We start from the raw sequence: 18,573 nt of genomic DNA on the forward strand, positions 1-18,573 counted from the left end.
TCAATACGATTTCTATACTCGGTTCCACCTGATGCACGGCCCGCGCCGCGCACGACGACCGAGACCTTCATGACCATCGACATCCTGCTGACCCAGCCGCTTCCCGACACCATCGACGCCGAACTGTCCGCCCGTTATACCGTGCACCGGCTGTATGCGGCCGAGCAACCGGAGGCGCTGCTCGATCGCGTGGCGCCGCGCATTCGCGGCGTCGTGACGGGTGGCGCGAACGGCCTGTCCGCCGCGCTGATGGACCGGCTCGCCGCGCTCGAGATCATCGCGATCAACGGCATCGGCACCGACGCGGTCGATCTCGACCGCGCCCGGGCGCGCGGCATCCACGTGACGACGACCCCCGACGTACTGACCGATGACGTCGCCGACATGGCGCTGGGCCTGATCCTGATGACCCTGCGCGACCTCGGCGCCGGCGAGCGGATCGTGCGCGCCGGCCGCTGGGGCAAAACGGCGCAGCCGCTCGCGACGCAGGTCACCGGCAAGCGGCTCGGCATCGTCGGGCTCGGCCGTGTCGGACGCGCGATCGCGCAGCGCGCGCAGGCGTTCCGGATGCCCGTCAGTTACTTCGGCCCGCGCGAGCATCGCGACAGCGGCTATCGCTTCGTGCCCGACCTCGCCACGCTCGCACGCGACAGCGACGTGCTCGTGATCGCGGCCTCGGCCGATCACGGCAACGTGCTGGTGACGGCCGATGTGCTCGCCGCGCTCGGCCCCCAAGGATTCCTGATCAATGTCGCGCGCGGCAAGCTGGTCGACGAAGCCGCGCTCGTGCGCGCGCTGGCCGACGGCACGATCGCCGGCGCCGGTCTCGACGTGTTCGCGAACGAACCGCACGTGCCGGCCGCGCTGCTCGAACTCGATCGCGTCGTCGTGCAGCCGCACCGCGCGAGCGCCACGCACGAAACGCGCGAGGCAATGGGCCGCATCGTGCTCGCGAACCTCGCCGCATGCTTCGCGGGCCAGCGCCCGCCGACCAGCGTCACCCGCTGAGCGCCACACCGCCCGCCCGTTACAACACCGGATGCCTCCGCACGACGGAGGCCAGGAGACACGCATGTCCCATCGATCCAGCGGCGCTGCCGTCGCCGCCTCGCCCGCCGCCTCGCGCACGATCGGCCGCGTCCGTTACGCGGTCCTCGCGCTGATTTTCGCGGTCACCGTCGTCAACTATGCGGACCGCGCGACGATGTCGATCGCCGGCACCGGCGTCGCGCACGATCTCGGGCTCACGCCGGTCCAGCTCGGCGTCGTCTTTTCCGCGTTCGCGTGGGCCTATGCGATCGGCCAGATTCCGGGCGGCTGGCTGCTCGACCGCTTCGGCGCACGGCGCGTGTATGGCCTGAGCCTGTTGCTGTGGTCGGTGTTCACGATGCTGCAGGGCACGGTCGGCGCGTTCGCCGTGCAGGGCGCGGCCGCGACACTCGCGCTGTTCGTGATGCGCTTCATGCTCGGCCTCGTCGAATCGCCGGCGTTTCCGGCCAATTCGCGGATCGTCGCCTGCTGGTTCCCGACGGCCGAACGCGGCACCGCGTCGGCGCTGTTCAATTCCGCGCAGTACATGGCCGTCGTGCTGTTCACGCCGGCGATGGCGTGGCTCACGCATGCGCTCGGCTGGGAGCACGTCTTCCTGTGGATGGGGCTGCTCGGCATCGCGCTCGCCGCGCTGTGGTTCGCGTGGTATCGCGAGCCGCACGGCCATCCGCGCGTGACCGACGCGGAGCGTGACTACCTGCGTGCTCACGGCGCGCTCGTCGATCTGGAAGCGAACCGCGTGCGCGAGCGGCCGCGCGTGTCGTGGCACGACGTGTCGCAACTGTTCCGCCACCGGAACCTGTGGGCGATCTACATCGGCCAGTACTGCATCACGGCGCTCACCTACTTCTTCATCACGTGGTTCCCGATCTACCTGATCAAGGGGCGCGGGATGACGATCATGGAAGCCGGCTGGGTCGCCGCGCTGCCGGCGATCTGCGGCTTCACGGGCGGCGTGCTCGGCGGCGTGCTGTCGGACTGGCTGATCCGGCGCGGCATGCATCCGTCGAGGGCGCGCAAGACGCCGTTCGTCGCGGGGATGGCGATGGCGACGCTGCTCGTGCTCGCGAACGGCGCATCGTCGAACGCGGTCGTGATCGCGCTGATGACGATCGCGTTCTTCGGCAAGGGGCTCGCAGCGGTCGGCTGGGCCGTGCTCGCCGACACGGCGCCGGAAGGCATGGTCGGGCTGAGCGGCGGCGTGTTCAACGGCCTCGGCAACATCGCCGGGATCGTCACGCCGCTCGTGATCGGCTACTTCGTCGCCAGCACCGGCTCGTTCGCCGGCGCGTTGTGGTTCGTCGCCGCGCACGGACTGATCGGCATTGCGGCGTACGTATGGCTCGCGGGCCGCTTCGAGCGCATCCGCATCGCGCCGGCCGCATGAGCGCCGCGGCCGCACGCCGGCGCCGTCACGCGCGCTGGCGGCTGCTCGGCACGTGCTCCGTCGTCAGCCGGTCGAGTTCGCGCAGATCGTTCTCCAGCGCGGGCGTGAGCGTCGTGCGCAGGTGGTCGAGGAAGGTGCGGATCTTCGCATCGAGATAGCGGCGCGTCGCGTAGACCGCATAGACGCTCACCGTCTGCAGCCGGTATTCGGGCAGCACGCGGATCAGGCGCCCTTCGCGGATATCGTCGAGCACCGTATACAGCGCCACGCACGCGATCCCGCGCCCGGCGCGCACCGCGACGCACAGCGCGTCCGGCACGTTGACCTGGAACGGCGCCGGCTGCAGCTCGTAGACGGTTTCCTCGCCGTCGCTGCGCTCCAGGCGCCATTCGCCGGCCGGCGACGCGGGCGTGTCGAGGCGCAGGCACACGTGGTTCGGCAGTTCGTCGGGCGTCTGCGGCGTGCCGTGCCGTGCCAGGTATTCGCGCGACGCGACGAGTACGCTGCAACTCGTGCCGCAGGTCTGCGCGACATAGCCCGAATCGGGCAGTTGCGACGCGGTCACGATCGATACGTCGTAGCCCTCTTCGACCAGATTCGGCATCCGCTGCGCCAGCGTCAGCTCGACCGATACGTCGGGGTTGTCCTCCTGGTAGCGGACGATCGACGACACGACATGACTCTGCCCGAGCCCCGTCATCGCGTGAATGCGCATCTTGCCGCTCGGCCGCAGCAGCGCGTTGCGCGCCTCCGCGTTCGCGTAGTCGATTTCCGCGAGGATCGATTTCGCGCGCTCGAAATAGCGCTCGCCGCTTTCGGTCAGGCCGAGGTGGCGGGTCGTGCGATGCAGCAGGCGCGTCTGCACGTGGGCTTCGAGGTTCGAGACCGCGCGCGACACCTGCGCGGTGGTCGCGTCGATTTCCTTCGCGACCGCAGTAAAACTGCCGGCTTCGACGACGCGCACGAACAGGCGCATGTTTTCGAGCATGTCCATTGAATTGGCTTGGGGAGAGTCAGTGGGGAGGCGTCGGCGGCGCTCGCGTCAGAGGGGCAACGGAACACGGCCGCGAACCACGTCGAATCGATCACCGTGCCGGGGAGAAGGCGGGAGAGCGGGCATCGCGTACGGGGTTCTGGCATGACGGGGGAATTCAGTGCGCCGAATTGTACGCCGCTGCAGACAAATTTGGGCGATTGTGCGCACGCAAGTTCTCATCCGGTGAAAGCATTTTGCAAGACTTGCGCGTCGCACGCGTGCAACGACGCGATGCCGCGCGACAATTTGTATCACAACACGATATAATTCCGCGCTTGGCCGCCGCGCCCTCGCGTTGTCATTTTTACCGCTTACCGTCCATGTCGTCAGGCTCCTCCCCGTCGCGCCGCACGTTGCGGCAGTGGCTGCACAGCTTCATTCCCCATCCGATGACACTCGGCTGGCGCGAGCGCCTGCGCTCGTGCACCGGCGCGCTCGTCGGCATTGCGACGGTCGGCGTCACGATGCGGCTGCTGCCCGGCGTACCGGGCCTCGTGCCGCTGCTCGTCGCGCCGATGGGCGCGTCGGCCGTGCTGCTGTTCGCGGTGCCGGCGAGCCCGCTCGCGCAGCCCTGGTCGATCATCGGCGGCAATCTCGTCGCGGCGACGGTCGGCGTCGCGTGCGCGCAATGGATCGCCGACCCGATCACGGCCGCCGCGGTCGCGATCGCCTGCGCGATCGGCGGCATGTTCGCGCTGCGCTGCGTGCATCCGCCGTCGGGCGCCGTCGCGCTCACGGCCGTGGTCGGCGGTCCGGCGATCCATGCGCTCGGCTTCGGCTTCGTCCTGCAGCCGATCGCGCTGCAATCGGCGATCCTGCTGTCGGCCGCGCTCGTCTACCACGCGCTGACCGGGCACCGCTACCCGCACGGCGGCGTGCGCCCCGAAGCGAAACCGCAGACCGGCGGCGCCGCCCCGGCGCGCGGCGGCTTCACGCGCGGCGACCTCGACGCGGTGCTGAAGCGCCGCAGCGAATGGCTCGACGTCGATCCGGACGATCTTGAAACGCTGCTGCGCGAAACCGAAATGCAGGCTTATACGCGCACGTTCGGCCAGTTGAAGTGCGCCGACCTGATGACGAAGCATGCGATCGAGGTCGCGCCGTCGACGTCGGTCGCGGCCGCGCTCACGCTGCTCGATCGCCACCGCGTGAAGGCGCTACCGGTGGTCGACCGCGAAGGCCGCCTGACCGGCATCGTCACGCGCGCCGACCTCACGCGTCAGTTGCGCCGTCCGGCCCCGCTGTGGCAGCGGTTGTCCGCGCGGTTGCCTCAATCGTTCGGCGGCCAGCCCGCGAGCGTCGCGTCCGTGATGACGCGCGACGTCGCATCGGTGCCGGAAACCATGCCGATTACGGCGCTCGTGCCGCTGTTCACGCATTCGGGCCACCACCATATTCCGGTCGTCGATGCGTCGCGCCGGCTCGTCGGCATCATTACGCAGACGGATCTCGTCACGGGCCTGTATCAGCAGACCCAAATGCTCGAGGCCGCGTAGCGCGCACCCCGCCACGTCACCGCCTGCGACACGCGGAATGCGACCATTCCGCCTGATTTCGGCCGTTTATATCATATTGTGATATATTTACCGCCACCGTAACCGACTGCCCGACCGACCTCGATGAACGATACCCGACGCGCGCTGACGAAAGGCGATTTCCAGCAACTGTCCGAGTTCCGCTACCAGATGCGCCGCTTCGAGCGCTTCTCCGAACGCGCCGCGCAAAGCGAAGGCGTGACGCCGCTGCAATACCTGCTGCTGCTGCACATCAAGGGCTATCCGCATCGCGAATGGGCGACCATCGGCGAACTCGCGGAACGCCTGCAGGCGCAGCACCACGGCGTCGTGGCGCTGGTGACGCGCTGCGAAGCGCTCGGGCTCGTGAAGCGCAAGCCGAGCGAAGCCGACCGCCGCCAGGTCGAAGTCCACCTCGAGCACGCCGGCGAAACGCTGCTCGCCCGCCTCGCGGCCATGCATCGCGCCGAACTGAAGTCGCTCAAGGACACGTTCCAGGTTCCCCAGATCGATTACTGACCCTTGCCACTCCGATGAACGCCCCACATAAACGCGATTTCTCGACCAACGAACGCCTGCCCAGGATCGCGCTGCTTGCCGCCGTGATCGGCCTGCTCAGCACGCTTGCCGCGTTCGTGCTGCTGAGCCTGATCCACCTGTTCACGAACCTGTTCTTCTTCCAGCAGTTCTCGTTCGCCGATCATTCGCCCGCGAACAACACGCTCGGCGCCTGGGTGATCGCCGTCCCGGTGATCGGCGGGCTGATCGTCGGCCTGATGGCGCGTTTCGGTTCGGAGAAGATTCGCGGCCACGGCATTCCGGAAGCGATCGAGGCGATCCTGTTCGGCAAGAGCCGCATGTCGCCGAAGGTCGCGATCCTCAAGCCGCTGTCGTCCGGCGTCGTGATCGGCAGCGGCGGCCCGTTCGGCGCCGAAGGCCCGATCATCATGACGGGCGGCGCGCTCGGCTCGCTGATCGCGCAGTGCGTGCACGTGACCGCCACCGAGCGCAAGACGCTGCTCGTCGCCGGTGCAGCCGCCGGCATGACCGCCGTGTTCGGCACGCCGGTGGCCGCCGTGCTGCTCGCGGTCGAGCTGCTGCTGTTCGAATGGCGCCCGCGCAGTTTCCTGCCGGTCGCGCTGGCGTGCGCGGTGGCCGGCTTCGCACGCGCGGTGTTCTTCGGCGTCGATCCGCTGTTTCCGCTGACGACCGCCGCGCCCACGCCCGTCGCGCTGCTGTCGTGCATCGTCGCGGGTCTGCTGTCGGGTGCGCTCGCATGCGGCCTGTCGGCGGCGCTCTACCGCGTCGAAGACACCTTCGCGAAGCTGCCCGTGCACTGGATGTGGTGGCCCGCGCTCGGCGCGATCGTGATCGGCGTCGGCGGCTGGCTCGAGCCGCGCGCGCTCGGCGTCGGCTACGACGTGATCGGCGACCTGCTGCACCAGCACATCGCGCTGAAGATCGCGCTCGCGCTGCTGATCGCGAAGGCCGTGATGTGGGTGATCGCGCTCGGCTCCGGCACGTCGGGCGGGGTGCTCGCCCCGCTGCTGATGCTCGGTGCCGGCCTCGGCACCGTGCTGTCGCCGGTCTTGCCGGGCGGCGATCCGGCGCTGTGGCCGCTCGTGTGCATGGCCGCGACGCTCGGCGCGACGCTCGGCGCCCCGCTCACCGCGATCGTGTTCGCCTTCGGCCTCACGCACGACACCAATGCGCTGCTGCCGCTGCTCGCGGCGACGCTCGTCGCGCACGGCTTCGCGACCATCGTGATGAAGCGCTCGATCATGACGGAAAAGATCGCACGCCGCGGCTACCACATCTATCGCGAATACGGCGTCGATCCGCTGGAGCGGCACGACATCGGCGAAGTGATGACGTCGGCCGATCTGCTCGTCGCGATCGACGGCACCGCGACGCTCGATACCGTCGAGACGCAATACTTCGGCGCGAAGCAGACACACCGCGCGTACCCGATCGTGCAGAACGGCCGCCTGCTCGGCCTCGTCGATCGCGCGACGCTCGACGCGCAACGTGCGCAGGCCAGCGCCGACACGCCGATCTCGGCCGCGTTCGCCGATCGTGCACCGGCCGTCGCGCTGGCGCACGAAACCTGCCGCGTCGTCGCGTCGCGCCTCGCGATGCTCGGCCTCGAACGCCTGCCGGTGGTCGCCGACGAGCAATCGCTGCGCATCACGGGGATCGTGTCGCGCAGCGACCTGATCAAGCCGGCGCTCCAGCACTTCGACGACGAACACAAGCGCGAGCGCTTCCGTCCGGTCGTCCCGGTCAACCTGCGCGGCATCGGCTCGCGCAAGGCCGGCTGACGTCGTTCGCGTGCGCGGCGCTCTGCCGCGCGCCGCTTCCCTGCCTCACGCCGCGCCACGATACGGTGCGCCCGTCGCGCGCCGCATCGCCTCCCCGTCGCTTTCCGCCGTTTAAAGTTGGTTAACAATTCAACAGACGAAAGTTTGTCATCATGGTGCTCATGCGACGGGGCCATCCAATAGCCATTCCACTTCGCCATTCGATAAAGAGTCGCGGCGCGGCATGCACGTACATGCCGCTTGCCGCGACCGTCACCTCACCACACCACGACCGGGCAGCGCACCGACCGCGCCACGCATGACGTCGAGCCGTACACAACGCATGCCGCGCCGCAGCAACATGCGCAGCATCCGAGCCGCCATTTGGCAAGCGCGTTAACAACTTGTTTCGGAATGACCGGAACCGTGCCCGCCCGATGCGATCTCACTTGCACGCAGCACTGCTGCGCATCCCACTCAATCAATCACGACTCGAGGGAGATAACGTGAACGTGAAATACTTACCGCTCATCGCATTGACCGTGGCAATTTCTGCTCATGCCGCTGAACCTGCCGTGCAGAACGTGGGACAAAGCCAGAAAGACGCTCCCGACGTTTCGGCGTGCATCGCCAAGACCTGGGCCGACAAGTCGCAACAACAGGTGATCTCGCAGAACGTGCTGGCCAACGGCCTCGCGACCGATGTGTACGCACCGGGCCAGCAGCCGCCGAACGGCGCCGCCGCGATGGTGCGTCCGTCGTGGAAGCCGGGTGCGAAGACGTGGGTCGGCGTGCGCGGCGATGCAGCGTCCGCCGGCGACATCAACGCCTGCCTGTAACGATGTAACGAGAACAGGCGCACCGGATGGCCTTGCGCCATCCGCTTGCGACGAGCCCCGCTTCGGCGGGGCTTTTTCTTTGCGGCGCGGAAAGCGTCTTACAGGTAGCTGCAGACGTAATCGAGCGTCTCGAGCACTTCGATGTCGAAGCGGCTCTTGCCCGGCACCGAGAACGATTCGCCGGCGCCGTAGGTCTGCCATTCGCTGCTGCCGTCGAGCTTCACGCGGCACTTGCCGGCCTGCACTTCCATCAATTCGGGCGCATCCGTGCCGAAGTTGAGCGCGCACGGCAGGATCACGCCGAGCGTCTTGCGCGTGCCGTCCGGGAAGAGCACGGTATGCGACACGCACTTGCCGTCGAAATAGACGTTCGCGCGCTTGACGACCGATACGTCGTCGAATTGGGTTGCACTGGTCATGTGATGCCTCTGATTGCTGGATGCCGGATGGCGATGGAGTTGGAGGCCGGCCGGAGCGGCGGGCCGGCCGCTATGATACCGGCTCGCGCAACGTGTATCGGAATGGCGCGCTACCGGTGCGTGCCGGGCCCACGATCGTCAGGATCACTACGTGATTCTGTGGGGCGCCGGTTCACCGCAACCCCTTGCGCCGCGCGGAATCGCGCAGGCAATCGAGCAGCATCGCCGCGGCCGGCGTCAGCGGGCTGTCGCGGCGCGTGACGACCTGAACCGATACGCCAGGCAGGCGCTCGCGAATCGGCAGCACCGCGAGCTGCTCGCGCGCCCACTCGCCTTGCAGCAGTTGCTCGGGCATCGATGCGATCAGGTCGCAGCCGGTCATCAGGCTGTGCGCAAGACCGAAGCTCGGGCATTCGACGACGCGCGCCGGCACCGGCAGCCCGTACGCGACGAACGAATTGAACAACACCTGTGTGGAGCTTTCCGGCGACGGATTCATCAGCCAGTCGGCCTCGACGAGATCGGCGAGCGACGTGGCCGACGCGAGCGGATGCCCTTTGCGCGCGACGATCAGCGAGCGGCTCGCGTAGAGCTCCGCATGATCGAACTCGGCGGCGAGCAGTTCAGGCACGACGACGGCCACCGCGAAATCGAGCGAGCCGTCGTGCAGGCGCGGCAGCGCGACCCCCGGAAACCCTTCGACCAGATTGACGCGCGCCACCGGAAAGCGGCGCCGGAACGCACGGAATGCGTCGGGCAGGATCGTCACCGCCGCCGCGGGCGTAATCGCCGCCGCGACGGAACCCGTCATCGCGCCCTGCGCCTGCTCGATGTCGTCGCGGGCGCGCTGCATTTCGGCGACGATCAGCCGCGCGCGCACCTGCAGTTGCTGGCCGAACGCGGTGAGCTGCACGCCGCGCGCGGTGCGCACGACGAGCGACACGCCGAGCGCGATCTCCAGCTCCTTCACCGCCTTCGTCAACGCGGCCGGCGACACGTTCAGGCGCCGCGCGGCCGCGCGAATGCTGCCCTCCTCCGCGGCGGTGACGAACGCTTTCAGCTGATGGTATTTCATGGGGCAATGCGTGATCCGTGGAAACCCTGTGCGGCGCGCGGCGCCATCGCTCAGGGTATTCCCGAGCGGCAACCGACGGTGTGCACCAAAGCAATTTAGCAGCTTCTGGTACGCAAAAGAAATTTATATGCTTGGTCGTCGCATGCGCATCAGACGCCCCACCCGGCCCCACAGGAGACACCATGCTGCAAGCCGTGAACCCCGTCATCCCCGGCATCGCCGCGATCGCCCCCGAGCTCGTCGAAGTCCGCCGCCGCATCCACGCCCATCCCGAACTCGCATTCGAAGAGACGCTCACCAGCGATCTCGTCGCCGAACTGCTCACCGGCTGGGGCTACGACGTGCATCGCGGCATCGGCAAGACGGGCGTGGTCGGCGTGCTGCGCGCAGGACAAGGCACGCGTACCGTCGGCCTGCGCGCCGACATGGACGCGCTGCCGCTCGCGGAAACCACGGGCCTGCCGTACGCAAGCCGCCACGCGAACAAGATGCACGCATGCGGCCACGACGGCCACACCGCGATGCTGCTGTGCGCGGCGCGCCACCTCGCGGCGACGCGCCATTTTTCCGGCACGCTGAACCTGATCTTCCAGCCGGCCGAGGAAAATTTCGGCGGCGCGAAGGCGATGATGGACGACGGCCTGTTCGACCGTTTCCCGTGCGACGCGATCTTCGCGATCCACAACATGCCGGGCCGCGCGGCCGGCGACATGGCGTTTCGCACCGGCGCCGCGATGGCGTCGGCCGACCGCGTGACGATCACGCTGCGCGGCGTCGGCGGCCACGGCGCGATGCCGCATTTCGCGCGCGATCCGATGTCGGCCGCGGGCAGCATCATGGTCGCGCTGCAGACGATCGTCGCACGCGAAGTCGACGCGCAGCATGCGGCCGTGATCACGGTCGGCAGCGTGCAGGCCGGCGAGACGTTCAACATCATTCCGGAAACCGTCGTGATGAAACTGTCGGTGCGTGCGCTGAACGCCGACGTGCGCGCGCTGCTCGCGCGCCGTATCGAAGCGCTCGCGAAGGGGCAGGCGGAGAGCTTCGGCGTCACCGCGGAAGTCGACTACGACTATGGCTACCCCGTGCTCGTCAATCACGCGGAACCGACCGCGTTCGCGGCCGACGTCGCACGCCAGATGCTCGGCGCCGACCGCGTCGAAACCGAAGCCGCGCCGCTGATGGGCAGCGAGGATTTCGCGTTCATGCTCGAAGCGCGCCCCGGCTGCTACGCGTTCATCGGCAACGGGATCGGCAGCAAGGGCGGCTGCATGGTGCACAACCCCGGCTACGACTTCAACGACGACATCCTCGCGATCGGCGCGAGCTACTGGGTTCGCGTCGCCGAAGCCTGGCTCGCGGCCTGACGGCCCTTCACCACGCAGTTTCGCGCTCAACCGGGGGAACCCCATGGAAACGTCCGCCCTTCCGTTCGCCGGCACGCCGGTCGATGCCCGCGCCGCCGCGAAGAAACGCCGGCTGATCGCGGCCGCCGCCGTCGGCAACGCGCTCGAGTTCTATGACTTCACGGTCTACAGCTTCTTCGCGATCCTGATCGGCAAGCTGTTCTTTCCCGTGCATTCGTCGTTCGGGCAGTTGATGCTCGCGGTCGCGAGCTTTGGTGTCGGCTTCGTCACGCGTCCGCTCGGCGGGCTCGTGATAGGCATGTATGCGGACCGCGCCGGCCGCAAGAAGGCGATGATCCTCACGCTGCTGCTGATGGCGCTCGGCACCGCGACGATCGCGATCGCGCCGACCTTCGCGCAGATCGGCATCGCCGCGCCGCTGCTGCTCGTGCTCGCGCGACTGCTCCAGGGGTTCGCGTCGGGCGGCGAAGTCGGCGCATCGACGACGCTGCTGCTCGAACAGGCGCCGCAGCATCGTCGCGGCTTCTACGCATCGTTCCAGTTCTCGAGCCAGGGGCTCGCCGCATTGGCGGGCGCACTCACCGGCGTTGCGTTGACGTCGACGCTGACGGCCGCGCAGCTCGAAAGCTGGGGCTGGCGCGTGCCGTTCATCATCGGCACGTTGTTCGTGCCGATCGGCTACTGGCTGCGCCACACCGTCGAGGAAGTGCCCGCTGCCACGCCGGCCGCCGCGCACGACGAGCCGGTCGCCTCGCTGCCGCTCGCCGACGTGCTGCGCCACCATGGCAAGGCCGTGTTCGCGGGTCTCGGCGTGACGATCGGCGGCACGTCGATCCACTACATCATCGTGTTCTACATGGCGATCTACGGCGTGCAGGTGCTGCACCTGCCGACCTGGCTGTCGATGACGGCCGGCTGCGTCGCCGGTGCGATCCTGATGCTCGTGACGCCGATCGGCGGCCATCTGTCCGACGTATATGGCCGTAACCGGATCGTCTGGTGGACGCGCATCGTGCTGATGGCCGCGATCTATCCGGCGTTCATCGCGCTGAACCGCTGGCCGGGCGCGGCGTCGCTGCTGTCGATCATCGCCGCGCTGTCGATCGTGCATGCGATCAACATCGGTGCGACGGGCGCGATGCTCGGCGAGTTGTTTCCGCGGGCGGTGCGTGCGACGGGCGGTGCGCTGGTGTATAGCGTCGGCGTCGCGATCTTCGGCGGCTTCGCGCAGTTCTTCGTCACGTGGCTGATCTCGGCGACCGGGAATCCGAATGCGCCTGCGTGGTATGCGATCGGGTGTGGCGCGATGACGTTGCTTGCGATTCGTTGCATGGACGAGAAGGCCGGGAAGGCGCTGGATTGAACGGCGGACGATGCGCGGCACGCGAAGCGTCATTGACGTCGCGCGCGCGCATCGGGCATCATCGGCCCATGCACCACGCCACGATCACCCTTTCGACGACCACGCGCACGACCGCCTTCGGCGGGCCCGTGCGGCGAGTGCGCGCAAGATCGTAGCGTCACTGATTCCCACAGGCCCCGCCGATTCCGGACGGGGTCTCGTCGTTTCTCCGTCCGCATCGGCCACTCAGGAGAAACGCAATGTCCGAAGCCCCTTCCCCGAAACGCGCGCTGCTCGTCATCGACATGCAGGTCGGGCTGTTTCATGGTCCCGATCGTCCGCATGACGGCGAATGCGTGCTGGCCAACATCAACCTGCTGATTCGTCGCGCGCATGAAGCCGGCGCGCCGGTGTTCGCCGTGCGTCACACCGGCCCGGCCGGCTCTCCGATCGCGCCCGACGCGCCGCTCGCCGCGTTACTGCCGGAACTCGCGATTGATACCGCACGCGACATCGTGTTCGACAAGACCCGGCCGAGTTGCTTCGCGGGTACGCGGCTCGCGGCGTGGCTGCATGCGGCGGGGATCGGCGAGATCGTGATCGCGGGGATGAAGACGCAATACTGCGTCGATACGACGTGCCGTGCGGCCGCGGACCTCGGGTTTCGCGCGGTGCTCGTGGCCGATGCGCACACCTGCACGGATACGCCCGCGCTGCCGGCCGAGCGGATCGTCGAGCATCATAATGCGACGCTTGGCGGGCCGTTTGCGGTGCTGACGACGACCGAGGCATGCGTGTTCTGATGCAGCGCGCCGGTCGGACTGCGGTAAGCGAGTGCGCGCGTTGCAATAGCGTCAGCAGGGACCATCAATTTACAGGAATCGGCTTGCCGATCGTTCGATGCGTCATGCCGACTTTCGAGAACAGGACTGACCTCGAAGCAGCAGAAGAGCACGTGCGAGACCCCATCGCGTCCGCTCATGGGCAGCGACGATACGGCATGCACAGTAAAAGCAAAAAGGCACGGGGCTTTCGCCACCCGTGCCTTTTTCACCTACACAAACCGCCCGCACTCAAAACGTATGCATCATCCCCACATACGCACCCGTCTGCGACTCGCCCGTCATCGGGCTCGTCCCCGACGTCGCGTCACGCGGCGTCGCGAGCAGCGAGAAGTTCGAATTTCCGCCGTTGCGCGCATACGCGACCGTGCCGTACAGGAACGTGCGCTTCGACAGGTTGTACGTGGTGCCGAGCACATACATGATCGCGTGCCCTGACGGATCGTGCGACGCATCGCCGCCGCCGTCGCCCACCTTCACGTAGTAGCCACCACCCGTCACGGCCCACTGCGGCGTAGCCGAATAGGTCGCGCCAAGCCAGTAGTGATCGGCACGGTCGGCGACACCGGCCGGGCTGTCCGGCGCTTGGTAGTGCGTATACGCACCCTGGATCTTGAACTTCGACACCTTCACGTTCGCCCCGACGAAGTACTCGCGCGACGCCGTGAAAATGTTGCTGAACTTGCCGTTGTTGTCGCGCAGTTCGTCGTAGATGCCGCGCACGTCGAGCACCGGCGAGTGGTACGAGATCATGATCCCGTCCGAGCGGCCGAAATCGTCGGCCGCGCCGTAGTTGAAGCCGCGCGACTGGTTGCCGAACGCGTATTGCGCCTGCACGTCGAAGCCGCCGATCACCGGGCTGTGATATTCGATGTTGTTGCTGCTCTGCTGCCAGTTGCGGCCACGCACGAGCGAGGCCGACGAAAACGCCTGCTGGACGAACGGGTCGAATTCCCACACGCCGTCGCTGTCGATGAACAGGTTGCGGCCGGCCTGCAGCTGGCCCCACGTGTTGCTCTTCAACCCGACGTACGCGCGCCGTGACCACATGCGCCCGCCGCCCGTCTGGCCGTTCATGACCTGGAACGCGGTTTCCAGGTTGAACACCGTCGACAGCCCGCCGCCGAGATCCTCGACGCCCTTCAGCCCGAACATGCTGGTGCCCCAGTCGCCGCTTTCCGCGCTCCAGCGCGACTTGCTGCCGTTCGGTGTCGCGATGTGGTTCAGGTATTCGATACCGCCGTCGATCCGGCCGTACAGCGTGACGCTCGTCTGTGCAAACGCGGCCGCCGGCGTGGCGGCCGCAATCAGCCATGCGAAGTATTTGAGTCGCAAAATGATGCCCCCTCGAAGTCTCGACCGTCCGACGCGCACCCCATGCACGCGCCTCGGGTCTGCTTATCCGCGATCGATCGAAAAACGTCCGGGGCCCGCCGCGCAGAGCGCGAGCAAGCCGCCCGAGATCGCGATGTTCTTGTAGAAATGAATCATGTTGTTGATCTGCTCGCCGCCCGTCATCGTCCAGTAGTGGTGGCCGATGATGCCGGTACCGATCGTGTACAGCGCAAGCAACAGCGCGAGCGGCCGCGTCTGGAAACCGACGAGGATCGCAATCCCGACGATGAGCTCCATCACGACGGAGATCGCCGCCGAGATGATCGGCGCCGGCGCGCCCTCGCTGCCCATGAACGCGATCGTACCGGAGAAGTCGATAATCTTCTTCCAGCCGAACATCACGAACAGGATCACGAGCAGGATTCGGGACAGCAGCAGCAGCACATCGCGCTGGGACGCGAGAAACGGTTGGTTCGGTGTCATGGTCTCGATCAACGAAAACGATGCGCGGCGTGCGCGCACCGGATTGCCTGTGAACCAGGACGGGCGGCCGCCTGCGCCGCCCGTCCCGCTCTGCAACAACCGGCATCGGGGCCCGCCCGATGTGCTGTGCTCCTCCTCTTTTCTATTGTTGCCCTGCCTCGCCGCGTGCCGCGTTTCAGCGCAGCTTCGCGACGTCCTGCTCGGTCACCTTCGCGGCCGGATTGCCGAACTGCCCGGTCAGGTAGTTCGTCAGCGCGGCGATCTGCGCATCCGACAGCTCGTGGCGGAACGCGGGCATCCCGACGTCCTCGCTGCCGGCCTTGCGCTGCACGCCGTTCAGGATCACCTGCACGAGGTTGGTCGGATTCGACGCGCCCACCGTCGAGTTGTGGAACAACGGCGGGTAGTAACCGTCCGGCGTGCCCTTGCCCTGCATCTGGTGGCAGGTCGCGCAGTTGCCGAGATACAGCCGTGCCGGATCGATGCCCGACGACGCAAGCGCGACGCCGCGCAGCTTCAGGCCATCCTCGGCCGGCTTGCCCCACGACGAGCGCGACTGCTTCGCGTCGCCGCTGGCGACGGCCGGCACCGTACGGATGTACGTCGAGATCGCGCCGATGTCGGCTTCGGTCATCTTCGAGAAGCTGTGCTCGATCGCCTCGGCCATCGGGCCGGCCGCCTGCGCGAGGCCCGGCACGCTGCCGGTGCGCAGGTACTGGACGAGCTGCTGCTGCGTCCAGCCGCCGATCCCCGCGTTCGGGTCGGACGTGATGTTGTAGCCGTCCCAGCCCGCGAGCACCGAGCCCGACAGGAAGCTGCCGCCCGTTTCGTCGAGCGACTTCTCCTGCATCGCGATGCCGCGCGGCGTGTGGCACGTGCTGCAGTGCGCGAGGCCCTGCACGAGATAGGCGCCGCGGTTCCACTCGGCGCTCTGCTCGGGCTTCGGCTGGTACACGCCGTCCTTCAGGAACAGCCAGTTCCAGATCTTCAGCGGCCAGCGCATGCTCAGCAGCGCGGGGATCTCGTTCTTCGGCGGCGCCTGCTTGACCGGTTCGACGCCGTGCATGAAGTACGCGTACAGCGCCTGCACGTCGTCGTCGTTGATCTTCGCGTACGACACGTACGGCATCGCCGGGTACAGGTTGTCGCCGTTCTTCGATACGCCGTGCCGCACCGCGCGCTCGAAGTCCTCGAACGTCCAGTTGCCGATGCCGGTATCGGGATCCGGTGTGATGTTGCTCGTATAGATCTTGCCGAGCATCGGCACCGGCATGCCGAGGCCGCCCGCGAACGGCTTGCCGCCCTTCGCGGTGTGGCATGCCATGCAGTCGCCCGCGACGGCGAGGTATTCGCCGCGCTTGACCTGCGCCGGATCGACCGAATCGGCCGCGCGTGCGAGGCCGGGCAGCGCGAGGCAGCCGGCGAGGAGGAAGGTGAGAGTAGATTTCCGCACGGTCAGACTTCCTTCTTCAGCGTGTCCGACATCCGCAGCGCGAGCGCCGCGATCGTCAGCGTCACGTTCACCGTACCGACGGTCGGCATCGTCGAGCTGCTCGAGATGAACAGGTTCGGATGGTCGAACGTGCGGCAGTCCTTGTCGACGACCGAGTCGCGTGCATCCGCGCCCATGATCGTCGCGCCCGTGATGTGGTTGTTCGGCGCGAACTCGTCGTTGAAGACGACGTCGGTGCCGCCCAGCACCTTCGCGGCCGTCGCGTAGACCTCGCGCGTGTGCACGGCGCCGCGCTTCACGTAATCGTCGATCGCATACGTGATCTCGGGGCGCGGGATGCCGATCGCGTCGGTGGCCGTCTTGCTCGGCACGATGCGGTTCTCGGGCTGCGGCAGAATCTCGTGGAAGCAGTCGAACTGCACGTAGCGCGCGGAACGGTCACGGATCTGCGCGTCGAGCTCCTCGTGCTTCATCAGCTTGCCGGCCTTGAAGATCTTCTGCGTCTCCTGGTTGATGCGGGACATGTTCGACAGATGGATCTTCTTCGCGGCTTCGGTCGCGCGGAACGGGCCGTCGCGGAAACCGATCAGCGACGTCATCTCCTGCGGGCCGCGGCCCGGCCACAGCTTCTCGTTCGCGTAGAACGACACGCCGGTGCCCGGGTGGTCCATCAGGTTGCGGCCGACCATGTCGGAACTGTTCGCGACGCCGTTCGGGAAATCGCGGTTCGCGGACATCAGCAGGATCTTCGGCGTCTCGATGCCGTTCGCGGCGAGCACGAAATACTTGCCTTCGACGCGATGGTCGGCGCCCGTCTTGTCCTTGTAGATCGCGGCGACGATGCGCTTGTCCGGGCCCGTCTCGAGCTTGTAGACGACCGCGCTGTCGATCAGCTTCGCGCCGGCCTGCTCGGCCTTCTCGACGTGGACGATGCCGTTGTACATCGCGCCGATCGGGCAGATCGGCATGCAATTGTTGTTCCCGCAACAGGTGGGCCGGCCGTCGTACGGGCGGCTGTTGCGGGCGACCGGCTCGGTCACCACGTGGAACTTCGGGTCATAGCCGTTGAGCGCGCTCTTGATGGTCTGCTCGTTGAACGACAACGGCAGCGGCGGCATCGGGTACGCCTGCTTGCGCGGCGAGTACAGGTCTTCCTCGGGGCCCGGGCCCCACACGCCGAGTTCCTCCTCGGCGCGCTGATACCAGTGCTCGAGGTCGTCGTACTGGATCGGCCAGTCGCGGGCGACGCCGTACACCGTCTTCATCTTGAAGTCGTTCGGGATGAAGCGCCACGCGGAGGCGGCCCAGTGCCACGTCGTGCCGCCCACCGCGCGGATGTACTGCGAGTTGAACTTGTGCTCGCCCTTCAGGATCAGGTAGTCGTTCGGCGGGCCGTATTCCGGATGCGGGGCCCACGGGCTCGACGGGTACGGCGCCATGAAATCGGTCTTGTCGGGCTGGTTGCGAAAGCGCTCGACGATTTCCCAGCGCGGCATGCGTGGGCCGGCTTCCAGCAGGATCACGGACTTGCCCGCCATCGCGAGCTGGTGCGCAACGATCGCGCCGGCGACACCCGATCCGACGACGACGATGTCGGCTTTTTGCGTATCGGTATCGGCCATCAGGCTTGCCTCTCGATCGGTTTTTCGGCCCAGAAGCCGGGTTTGTTGGGGCAATACGAAGGGATCACGAGCGTATCGGACACCACGCTGAACATTAATGCTTCCTCGTAGGTAATCACGACGTTGTCGACGATGCCGAGATACCACGCGCCGAGAATCGTCAATGCGAGCGATTCCTGGTCGGGATTCAGCGAACCGGATGCGAGCGCACCGGCGAGTTGCGGCAGGCTGTCGGCCGTCTTGAACGAGCCCTTCTGCAAGGCCTGCAGATAGCGCTGGCCGGTGACGCGGCTCAGCCCTTTCTTGCCGGTCAATGCTTCGGAGAGCGTCATGAACGTATCGAGCGGCGCGGTGCCGGGATCGTCGGCCAGGGCCCGCAACGCCAGCGAGCCGGTGAGGCCCGCCGCCGTCAGCGCCAGTGCGCCCTGCAGCCATTGACGCCGCGTGATGCCGGTTGCGGCTGCGTCGTCGTCACGACGCGATTGGGGGGTGTTGTCGTTGTGCATGTT

General features: G+C 67.2%; 17 protein-coding genes. 9 read left to right on the top strand and 8 right to left on the bottom strand.

Annotation, left to right across the window (positions count from 1 at the left end; translation table 11 throughout):
* Positions 1-69: 69 nt before the first annotated feature.
* Positions 70-1,008, top strand: a complete 939-nt coding sequence (locus H0X91_RS18525) for a 2-hydroxyacid dehydrogenase (RefSeq protein ID WP_060211182.1) — start codon at positions 70-72, stop codon at positions 1,006-1,008.
* A gap of 64 nt (positions 1,009-1,072) precedes the next feature.
* The gene (locus tag H0X91_RS18530; protein WP_006482968.1) at positions 1,073-2,437 is read left to right on the top strand and encodes an MFS transporter; all 1,365 of its coding nucleotides are present in this window, start codon (positions 1,073-1,075) and stop codon (positions 2,435-2,437) included.
* Between the two features lie 25 nt (positions 2,438-2,462).
* On the opposite strand, the gene H0X91_RS18535 is transcribed toward H0X91_RS18530, so the two are convergent.
* The gene (locus H0X91_RS18535; protein ID WP_006494690.1) at positions 2,463-3,431 is read right to left on the bottom strand and encodes a LysR family transcriptional regulator; all 969 of its coding nucleotides are present in this window, start codon (positions 3,429-3,431) and stop codon (positions 2,463-2,465) included.
* Between the two features lie 362 nt (positions 3,432-3,793).
* Here H0X91_RS18535 and H0X91_RS18540 point away from each other — a divergent pair, with 362 nt between their 5' ends.
* From H0X91_RS18540 to H0X91_RS18555, 4 genes are all read left to right on the top strand, one after another.
* Positions 3,794-4,969 (top strand): HPP family protein, encoded by a 1,176-nt coding sequence (locus H0X91_RS18540; RefSeq protein ID WP_112751325.1) that lies wholly within the window; start codon positions 3,794-3,796, stop codon positions 4,967-4,969.
* Between the two features lie 123 nt (positions 4,970-5,092).
* Entirely contained in the window at positions 5,093-5,506 is a 414-nt protein-coding gene (locus tag H0X91_RS18545) for a MarR family winged helix-turn-helix transcriptional regulator (protein ID WP_006482973.1), read from the top strand.
* Between the two features lie 14 nt (positions 5,507-5,520).
* The gene (locus H0X91_RS18550; protein WP_196433227.1) at positions 5,521-7,308 is read left to right on the top strand and encodes a chloride channel protein; all 1,788 of its coding nucleotides are present in this window, start codon (positions 5,521-5,523) and stop codon (positions 7,306-7,308) included.
* Between the two features lie 485 nt (positions 7,309-7,793).
* Positions 7,794-8,126 carry a hypothetical protein gene (locus tag H0X91_RS18555; protein WP_006482964.1) on the top strand — a complete coding sequence of 111 codons (333 nt, stop codon included), beginning with the start codon at positions 7,794-7,796 and terminating at the stop codon, positions 8,124-8,126.
* A 98-nt stretch (positions 8,127-8,224) separates the two neighbouring features.
* Here H0X91_RS18555 and ppnP read toward each other — a convergent pair whose 3' ends face one another.
* Positions 8,225-8,545 carry a pyrimidine/purine nucleoside phosphorylase gene (gene ppnP, locus H0X91_RS18560; protein WP_062910442.1) on the bottom strand — a complete coding sequence of 107 codons (321 nt, stop codon included), beginning with the start codon at positions 8,543-8,545 and terminating at the stop codon, positions 8,225-8,227.
* A 172-nt stretch (positions 8,546-8,717) separates the two neighbouring features.
* Positions 8,718-9,620, bottom strand: a complete 903-nt coding sequence (locus H0X91_RS18565; RefSeq protein ID WP_006482963.1) for a LysR substrate-binding domain-containing protein — start codon at positions 9,618-9,620, stop codon at positions 8,718-8,720.
* A gap of 182 nt (positions 9,621-9,802) precedes the next feature.
* Between H0X91_RS18565 and H0X91_RS18570 the strand changes: the two genes are divergently transcribed.
* From H0X91_RS18570 to H0X91_RS18580, 3 genes are all read left to right on the top strand, one after another.
* On the top strand, positions 9,803-10,987 hold the full coding sequence (locus H0X91_RS18570; RefSeq protein ID WP_006482953.1) for a M20 aminoacylase family protein: 1,185 nt from the start codon (positions 9,803-9,805) through the stop codon (positions 10,985-10,987).
* Positions 10,988-11,030: 43 nt separating this feature from the next.
* Entirely contained in the window at positions 11,031-12,350 is a 1,320-nt protein-coding gene (locus tag H0X91_RS18575; protein ID WP_062910441.1) for an MFS transporter, read from the top strand.
* 239 nt (positions 12,351-12,589) lie between these two features.
* On the top strand, positions 12,590-13,132 hold the full coding sequence (locus tag H0X91_RS18580) for a cysteine hydrolase family protein (RefSeq protein WP_060263393.1): 543 nt from the start codon (positions 12,590-12,592) through the stop codon (positions 13,130-13,132).
* A 270-nt stretch (positions 13,133-13,402) separates the two neighbouring features.
* Here the strand turns inward: H0X91_RS18580 and H0X91_RS18585 are convergent, their stop codons facing one another.
* The 5 genes from H0X91_RS18585 to H0X91_RS18605 all read right to left on the bottom strand — a co-directional run bounded on the left by H0X91_RS18585 (position 13,403) and on the right by H0X91_RS18605 (position 18,570).
* Entirely contained in the window at positions 13,403-14,506 is a 1,104-nt protein-coding gene (locus H0X91_RS18585) for a porin (protein ID WP_006482966.1), read from the bottom strand.
* A gap of 63 nt (positions 14,507-14,569) precedes the next feature.
* Entirely contained in the window at positions 14,570-14,989 is a 420-nt protein-coding gene (locus H0X91_RS18590) for a DoxX family protein (protein ID WP_012493376.1), read from the bottom strand.
* Between the two features lie 175 nt (positions 14,990-15,164).
* Positions 15,165-16,442, bottom strand: a complete 1,278-nt coding sequence (locus H0X91_RS18595) for a cytochrome c (RefSeq protein WP_060263394.1) — start codon at positions 16,440-16,442, stop codon at positions 15,165-15,167.
* A gap of 2 nt (positions 16,443-16,444) precedes the next feature.
* Entirely contained in the window at positions 16,445-18,064 is a 1,620-nt protein-coding gene (locus H0X91_RS18600) for a GMC family oxidoreductase (RefSeq protein ID WP_034202233.1), read from the bottom strand.
* Complete coding sequence (locus H0X91_RS18605; protein ID WP_006482974.1) at positions 18,064-18,570, bottom strand: sugar dehydrogenase complex small subunit; 507 nt, start codon at positions 18,568-18,570, stop codon at positions 18,064-18,066. Before H0X91_RS18605 ends, H0X91_RS18600 begins: the two co-directional genes overlap by 1 nt.
* Between the last annotated feature and the right edge of the window lie 3 nt (positions 18,571-18,573).

It is taken from the genome of Burkholderia sp. 9777_1386, assembly GCF_015712265.1.
GTDB classification, from domain to species: Bacteria; Pseudomonadota; Gammaproteobacteria; order Burkholderiales; family Burkholderiaceae; genus Burkholderia; species Burkholderia cenocepacia.

What these genes read in the sequence shown, in the direction of transcription:
- H0X91_RS18525 (WP_060211182.1), top strand. Translation starts at nt 70, where the DNA reads ATGACCATCGACATCCTGCTGACCCAGCCGCTTCCCGACACCATCGAC.
- H0X91_RS18530 (WP_006482968.1), top strand. Translation starts at nt 1,073, where the DNA reads ATGTCCCATCGATCCAGCGGCGCTGCCGTCGCCGCCTCGCCCGCCGCC.
- H0X91_RS18535 (WP_006494690.1), bottom strand. Translation starts at nt 3,431, where the DNA reads ATGGACATGCTCGAAAACATGCGCCTGTTCGTGCGCGTCGTCGAAGCC.
- H0X91_RS18540 (WP_112751325.1), top strand. Translation starts at nt 3,794, where the DNA reads ATGTCGTCAGGCTCCTCCCCGTCGCGCCGCACGTTGCGGCAGTGGCTG.
- H0X91_RS18545 (WP_006482973.1), top strand. Translation starts at nt 5,093, where the DNA reads ATGAACGATACCCGACGCGCGCTGACGAAAGGCGATTTCCAGCAACTG.
- H0X91_RS18550 (WP_196433227.1), top strand. Translation starts at nt 5,521, where the DNA reads ATGAACGCCCCACATAAACGCGATTTCTCGACCAACGAACGCCTGCCC.
- ppnP (WP_062910442.1), bottom strand. Translation starts at nt 8,545, where the DNA reads ATGACCAGTGCAACCCAATTCGACGACGTATCGGTCGTCAAGCGCGCG.
- H0X91_RS18565 (WP_006482963.1), bottom strand. Translation starts at nt 9,620, where the DNA reads ATGAAATACCATCAGCTGAAAGCGTTCGTCACCGCCGCGGAGGAGGGC.
- H0X91_RS18570 (WP_006482953.1), top strand. Translation starts at nt 9,803, where the DNA reads ATGCTGCAAGCCGTGAACCCCGTCATCCCCGGCATCGCCGCGATCGCC.
- H0X91_RS18575 (WP_062910441.1), top strand. Translation starts at nt 11,031, where the DNA reads ATGGAAACGTCCGCCCTTCCGTTCGCCGGCACGCCGGTCGATGCCCGC.
- H0X91_RS18580 (WP_060263393.1), top strand. Translation starts at nt 12,590, where the DNA reads ATGTCCGAAGCCCCTTCCCCGAAACGCGCGCTGCTCGTCATCGACATG.
- H0X91_RS18590 (WP_012493376.1), bottom strand. Translation starts at nt 14,989, where the DNA reads ATGACACCGAACCAACCGTTTCTCGCGTCCCAGCGCGATGTGCTGCTG.
- H0X91_RS18600 (WP_034202233.1), bottom strand. Translation starts at nt 18,064, where the DNA reads ATGGCCGATACCGATACGCAAAAAGCCGACATCGTCGTCGTCGGATCG.
- H0X91_RS18605 (WP_006482974.1), bottom strand. Translation starts at nt 18,570, where the DNA reads ATGCACAACGACAACACCCCCCAATCGCGTCGTGACGACGACGCAGCC.